This is a genomic window from Pseudomonas sp. TMW22080 (genome assembly GCF_022496745.1).
GTDB classification, from domain to species: Bacteria; Pseudomonadota; Gammaproteobacteria; order Pseudomonadales; family Pseudomonadaceae; genus Aquipseudomonas; species Aquipseudomonas bubulae.
In genome coordinates, this window is sequence record NZ_SCFF01000008.1 from 45,241 (window position 1) to 51,487 (window position 6,247).

The 6,247-nt window shown below is 58.2% G+C and carries 5 protein-coding genes and 1 pseudogene; 4 read left to right on the forward strand and 2 right to left on the reverse strand.

The genetic code is table 11. The annotated features are described in order from the left end of the window. The first annotated feature begins 38 nt into the window (after positions 1–38). Positions 39–644: a DUF4823 domain-containing protein gene (locus EQV96_RS22980; protein ID WP_095019647.1), complete on the forward strand. Its 606-nt coding sequence runs from the start codon at positions 39–41 to the stop codon at positions 642–644. 15 nt (positions 645–659) lie between these two features. Then, entirely contained in the window at positions 660–1,223 is a 564-nt protein-coding gene (locus EQV96_RS22985) for a DUF1285 domain-containing protein (protein ID WP_095003164.1), read from the forward strand. A gap of 46 nt (positions 1,224–1,269) precedes the next feature. On the opposite strand, the gene EQV96_RS22990 is transcribed toward EQV96_RS22985, so the two are convergent. Then, the gene (locus EQV96_RS22990; RefSeq protein WP_240882448.1) at positions 1,270–2,334 is read right to left on the reverse strand and encodes an NAD(P)-dependent alcohol dehydrogenase; all 1,065 of its coding nucleotides are present in this window, start codon (positions 2,332–2,334) and stop codon (positions 1,270–1,272) included. 179 nt (positions 2,335–2,513) lie between these two features. Here EQV96_RS22990 and EQV96_RS22995 point away from each other — a divergent pair, with 179 nt between their 5' ends. After that, on the forward strand, positions 2,514–3,407 hold the full coding sequence (locus tag EQV96_RS22995; RefSeq protein ID WP_240882449.1) for an AraC family transcriptional regulator: 894 nt from the start codon (positions 2,514–2,516) through the stop codon (positions 3,405–3,407). Positions 3,408–3,561: 154 nt separating this feature from the next. Here EQV96_RS22995 and EQV96_RS23000 read toward each other — a convergent pair whose 3' ends face one another. Next, positions 3,562–5,226 (reverse strand): electron transfer flavoprotein-ubiquinone oxidoreductase, encoded by a 1,665-nt coding sequence (locus tag EQV96_RS23000; protein ID WP_095019830.1) that lies wholly within the window; start codon positions 5,224–5,226, stop codon positions 3,562–3,564. A gap of 546 nt (positions 5,227–5,772) precedes the next feature. Here EQV96_RS23000 and EQV96_RS23005 point away from each other — a divergent pair. Then, positions 5,773–6,247: pseudogene (locus EQV96_RS23005) on the forward strand (electron transfer flavoprotein subunit beta/FixA family protein); the annotation flags it as partial.

Below are 6,247 nucleotides of genomic sequence, written 5' to 3' on the forward strand. Positions count from 1 at the left end.
TTCGCCGGTTTTTTGTCATCGGCTTTCGGGAGAGCGGGATGCGTGGTCTGATTGTGTTGCTGGCTTTTTTGGCGCTGGGCGGCTGCATGAGCGTCAGTGATCTGGGCGAGGGCGCGCGCTATCAAATGAGCGACGCCGGTTTGCTCGATCACAGCAATACACGTCGCAGCAATTCGCTGCGCATTCAGCCTGATTCCTTTATTTATATCGCCCAGGGGCCTTTTGCACCGATCGGCGATCCGTATGTGCGGCCCAATATCGTTGCCGAAGAAGCTTTCAACGGTTTTGTCGAATACTTCCCCATGGTGCGCCGGGCCAAGGAGCCGGTGGGGCTCGATCAGGCCATGACCGAAGCGCGTAATTTTGGCGCCCACTACCTGTTGTACACCCGCTTTGCCCGGGCCGATGACCGCATCGGCAACAGCGACGAATGGCTCGATCAGGAAGAAATCAGCCGCCTGGGCATCGACAGTGGGGTGATTCAGGTGATGCTGATCGAAACCAGCACTCAGTACTTGATTGACACTGCCACCATTCGCAGCCGTGGCGGTTTGCTGACGTTCCATGACAACAAGCCCGCCGACCTGATCGGCCCGCCGCTCGCCAAGTACGCCCGCAGCTTGATAGGCTTGAGCGATCAATAAGTCGAGGAGAGCACCATGAGCGAGCCGGTAGACGTCAGCAATTTGCTGGCGCAAATCCCCAGGGCCGACAAGGGGCTGCCGCCCGTTCATTTGTGGGATACCGCCTTTTGCGGGGACATCGATATGCGTATCGCCCGTGATGGCACCTGGTATTACATGGGTACGCCGATCGGTCGCAAGCCAATGGTCAAATTGTTCTCGACCATCATTCGTCGCGATGGTGATGAATATTTTCTGATCACACCGGTCGAAAAGGTCGGCATCAAAGTGGATGACGCGCCTTTTGTAGCGGTCGCTCTGGACGTGGAAGGGGCGGGGGAGCAGCAAGTGCTGCGCTTTACCACCAATGTCGATGAGTCGGTCAGCGCTGGCAGCGAGCACCCGCTGCGCTTCGTCATTAACCCCGAGACCCAGGAGCCTGCGCCTTACCTGCATGTACGGCGTAACCTTGAAGCGCTGATCCACCGCAATGTGTTCTATCAGTTGATAGAACTGGCGGTGGTTGCTGAAATCGATGGGCAAAACTGGCTGGGCGTGTGGAGCGCTGGCGAGTTTTTCCCGATAGGGCTTGAGCCCTAGGCCCAGTGATTGTGGGAGCGGGAAACCCGCTCCCACAAAGACGCATTTAGGCCTTCAGTGTTTTCATATCGATCACAAAGCGGTATTTCACATCGCCTTTCACCACGCGCTCAAAGGCTTCGTTGATGTTTTTGATGTCGAGCATTTCGATATCGCAGGTAATCCCGTGCTCGGCGCTGAAATCGAGCATTTCCTGGGTTTCGGCAATGCCGCCGATCAGCGAGCCGGCCAGTACGCGCCGCTTGAACACCAGGTTGAAGGCGTTCAGTGCCGGCTCAACCGGCTCGATCAGGCCCACCAGAATGTGTACGCCGTCAAAGGTCAGGGTTTCGAGGTACGGGTTCAGGTCGTGCGGCACCGGAATGGTGTCCAGCAGGAAGTCGAAGTGCCCGGCAGCGGCTTTCATCTGCTCGGCATCGGTGGACACGATCACATGGTCGGCGCCCTGGCGACGCGCTTCTTCAGCCTTGGCTTCGGATCGGGTGAACAGGGTCACTTCAGCGCCCAGAGCCTTGGCGAACTTGATGCCCATGTGGCCCAGGCCGCCCATACCCAGAATACCGACCTTGTCGCCCGCTTCCACGCCGTAGTGAACCATAGGCGAGTAGGTGGTGATGCCGGCGCACAGCAGGGGTGCGGCGCTGGCCGGGTCGAGATTTTTCGGAATGCTCAGTACGAAGTGTTCGCTGACAACCATCTTGTCCGAGTAACCGCCCATGGTCAGCGTGCCGTCGATGCGGTCCGGGCTGGCGTAGGTTTGGGTCATGCCTTCCAGGCAGTATTGCTCCAGGTCTTCCTGGCAGGCCGAGCAGGTGCGGCACGAATCAACCATGCAGCCCACGCCGACCAGATCGCCGACCTTGTGCTTGGTAACTTTGTCGCCAACGGCGGTGACCTTGCCGATGATTTCATGGCCCGGCATCAGCGGGTAAGTCGCGAAGCCCCAGTCATTGCGCGCCTGGTGGATGTCGGAGTGACAGACACCGCAATACAGCACTTCGATCGCGACGTCGTCCGGTCGCGGTGCGCGACGGTTGAACGGCATGGGCGCCAGTGGGGCCTTGGCATTCTGGGCGGCATAACCGATAGCGTTATAAGTAACAGTGGACATGAGAACCTCGCGAAACGTTGACTGTGAACAGGGCGCAATTTTGCGCTTACATGCCTTTCAGGACTATGACGATTCCTCCGCCTGTCATGCCTAATACTCCGGATTGACGGGGTGGCTGCCATTTTATTGACCAATTCTGCGAAGATGCGGCTGTCTATTCCTCCTGCGAACCTTTCTCCATGCTTTTGACCCGTCACCGTGACGAGAACGCCGCTCTGGTGTCTCTGATCGAACCGCTGGCGACACAAACCGGTTTTGTGTCGACCTTGTTGCCCGAAGTCCGGGTGGTTTCTGCCTGCCGGGTAGTAGCCCGAATGCCGCAGATTTATGAGCCTAGCCTAATGGTGATTGCTCAAGGCAGTAAGTTGGCCTATCTGGGCCAGCGCACCCTGGAATACGGTGCCGGACATTATCTGGTACAGGCGCTGGCGGTGCCTTTTGAGTGTGAAACCTTCGCTTCGGAAGAAATGCCATTGCTGGGTGTTGCGATCAGCATCGACCGAGCGGTACTGGGCGAGTTGGTACTGGCCATGGGCCTGGCCCCTGACCGCAGTGCAGTTGCCCAAACTCCGGAGTCGATGACCTCGGCGGTGCTGGATGACGATATGCGCCAGGCGGTTGAGCGCCTGTTGCGTTGCCTGCACGACCCTCTGGAGTGCCGGATCATGGGGCAGGCGAGGTTGCGCGAGGTGCTGTTTGCGGCCTTGCGGGGGCCGCAGGCGGGTGTATTGCGGGCTTTGGTTGAGCAGCAAGGGCAGTTTGCCCGGGTGGCGGCGTCATTGAGCTACTTGCATGAACACTTCGCACAGCCGCTGAATGTCGAGACATTGGCCCGTTGCGCGAATATGAGCGCGTCGACCTTTCATGAGCATTTCAAGCGCAGCACCTTGTTGTCGCCGGTGCAGTATCTCAAGCGGTTGCGGCTGTTGCGGGCGCAGCAGTTGCTATTGAGTGAGGGGCTGGGGGTGGCGCAGGTGGCGGAGCGGGTGGGCTATCAGAGTACGTCGCAGTTCAGTCGCGAGTACAAGCGCTACTTCGAACGCAGCCCCGGTCATGAAGGGGTGGTGTGCTAGCCAGCCGGTGTGACGGGCGTGGTGTGGGAGCGGGCTTGCTCGCGATGCGCACAGCGCAGTCTGTCAGGCAAACCTGGGCGATCCCATCGCGAGCAGGCCCGCTCCCACAAATCCGGGGGCAATAAAAAAGGCCCCCGAAGGAGCCTTTTTAGACTTACATGTTCGGGTAAGTCGGCCCGCCGCCACCTTCCGGAGTGACCCAGGTGATGTTCTGTGACGGGTCCTTGATGTCACAGGTTTTGCAGTGCACGCAGTTTTGCGAGTTGATCTGGAAGCGCTTCTCGCCGCTTTCCTGGGTGATCACTTCGTACACACCCGCCGGGCAATAACGCTGAGCAGGCTCGTCGTAGAGCGGCAGGTTGACGCTGATCGGGATGCTCGCGTCGCGCAGCTTGAGATGGCAAGGCTGCTCTTCTTCGTGGTTGGTGCTGGAGATGAATACCGAGCTGAGCTTGTCGAAGCTGAGTTTGCCGTCCGGTTTCGGGTAGTCGATCTTTTTGCAGTCCTTGGCCTGTTTGAGGCAGGCGTAGTCAGGCTTGGTGTCGTGCAGGGTGAACGGCAGTTTGCCGCCGAAGATGTTCTGATCAAGCCAGTTGAAACCACCGCCCACGATAGGGCCGAACTTGTGCAGTGCCGGACCGAAGTTGCGGCTGGCGAACAGTTCGTCGAACAGCCAGCTGGCCTTGAAGGCCTCAACGTAGGTGTTCAGTGCATCACCGCCTTCGGAGTCGGCGAGCAACGAGTCAGCCACGGCCTCAGCTGCGAGCATGCCGGACTTCATCGCGGTGTGGCTGCCTTTGATCTTGGAGAAGTTCAGGGTGCCCAGATCGCAACCGATCAATGCGCCGCCGTTGAAGATCATTTTCGGCAGCGAGTTCAGGCCGCCTTTGCAGATGGCGCGAGCGCCATAGCTGATACGTTTGCCGCCTTCCAGGTACTGCTTGAGCACCGGGTGATGCTTGAGGCGCTGGAATTCGTCGAATGGCGACAGGAAGGTGTTGCTGTAGGACAGATCAACGATCAGGCCAACTACTACCTGGTTGTTTTCCAGGTGATACAGGAAAGAACCGCCGGTGTTTTCGCTGCTGATAATGTCCAGCGGCCAGCCTGCAGTGTGCACCACCAGGCCTGGCTGGTGTTTGGCCGGGTCGATTTCCCAGATTTCTTTCAGGCCGATACCGTAGTGTTGGGCATCTGCGTCGCTGTCGAGCTTGAAGCGCTCGATCAGTTGCTTGCCCAGGTGACCGCGGCAGCCTTCGGCGAACAGGGTGTACTTGCCACGCAGTTCCATGCCCGGGGTGTACAGGCCTTCCTTGGGGTTGCCTTCGCGGTCAACGCCCAGGTCGCCGGTGATGATCCCGCGAACCACATTGTTTTCGTCGAATAGCACTTCTTGAGCAGCGAAGCCCGGGTAGATTTCTACACCCAGGTTTTCGGCCTGCTGTGCCAGCCAGCGGCACAGGTTGCCCAGGGAGATGATGTAGTTGCCTTCGTTGTGCATGGTTTTCGGCACAAACAGGTCTGGCACCTTGGTCGCGGTGCTGTCGCTGCGCAGTACATAAATATCGTCGCGGGTAACGGGAGTGTTGAGCGGAGCGCCGAGCTCTTTCCAGTCCGGGAACAACTCGTTCAGGGCGCGAGGTTCAAAGACCGCACCGGACAGGATATGAGCACCGACTTCGGAGCCTTTTTCAACCACGCAGACGCTGATTTCTTTACCGGCTTCGGCGGCCTTCTGCTTCAGGCGGCAGGCGGCGGACAAACCGGCAGGGCCGGCGCCGACGATGACCACGTCGAATTCCATGTATTCGCGTTCCACAGGTTCTCTCCTACTCAAGGCTCAACGGTATTTTTCTAATTGGAGGTTTGGCGTTTCATCCATTATTCCCTCGACGCAGGCCAAGGACGCAATGGATGAGGCGCCGCTCTCTCTATGAGGTCGGGCATTATATCTACACCACTGGCAGGGTCCAATACAAACGTTTGTTTGAATTCACTGCAACCCAGACAAATCAAAGACGCGCGGCTTAAAACTGGCCCATTTGCTGTATTGACCGCAAATGGTGTTCCGGTCAAGATACGGTCGGTTTTGCGCTCGCCGTAGGCTGATTGTCGGTTTCAAGAGCACCTCTAAAGACAGGGCACAGGCATGAGCCAGTGGGAGCCTGCCATTTTTGCAGCGGAGTTTACACGTCCTTTTGGTGGATGACTTGTTAGTCACATCGGACAGACGGTCGCAGGGGCAGTCGCTGGTACCCGTCTATTAATAAGGCAACGATCTTTGGAGGTGCCCTTGTGCTGACGAGCATCAACCGCCAGGTTCGCCTAGGCGACTTTCTTTTCACCGGAGAGTAACGAGGAATCCATGAAGGTTCTTGTAGCTGTCAAACGAGTGGTCGATTACAACGTTAAAGTGCGCGTCAAAGCGGACAACTCCGGCGTTGACCTCGCCAACGTCAAGATGTCGATGAACCCCTTCTGCGAAATCGCCGTGGAAGAAGCCGTACGCCTGAAAGAGAAAGGCGTTGCGACTGAAATCGTCGTCGTCTCCATCGGCCCGACCACCGCTCAGGAACAGCTGCGTACCGCGCTGGCGCTGGGTGCTGATCGCGCCATTCTGGTCGAGTCCGCCGAAGACCTGACCTCGCTGGCCGTGGCCAAGCTGCTCAAGGCCGTTGTCGACAAGGAACAGCCACAGCTGGTGATCCTGGGCAAACAGGCCATCGACAGCGACAACAACCAGACTGGCCAGATGCTGGCTGCGTTGACCGGTTTCGGTCAGGGCACGTTCGCGTCCAAGGTTGAAGTGGCAGGTGACAAGGTTGCCGTGACCCGTGAAG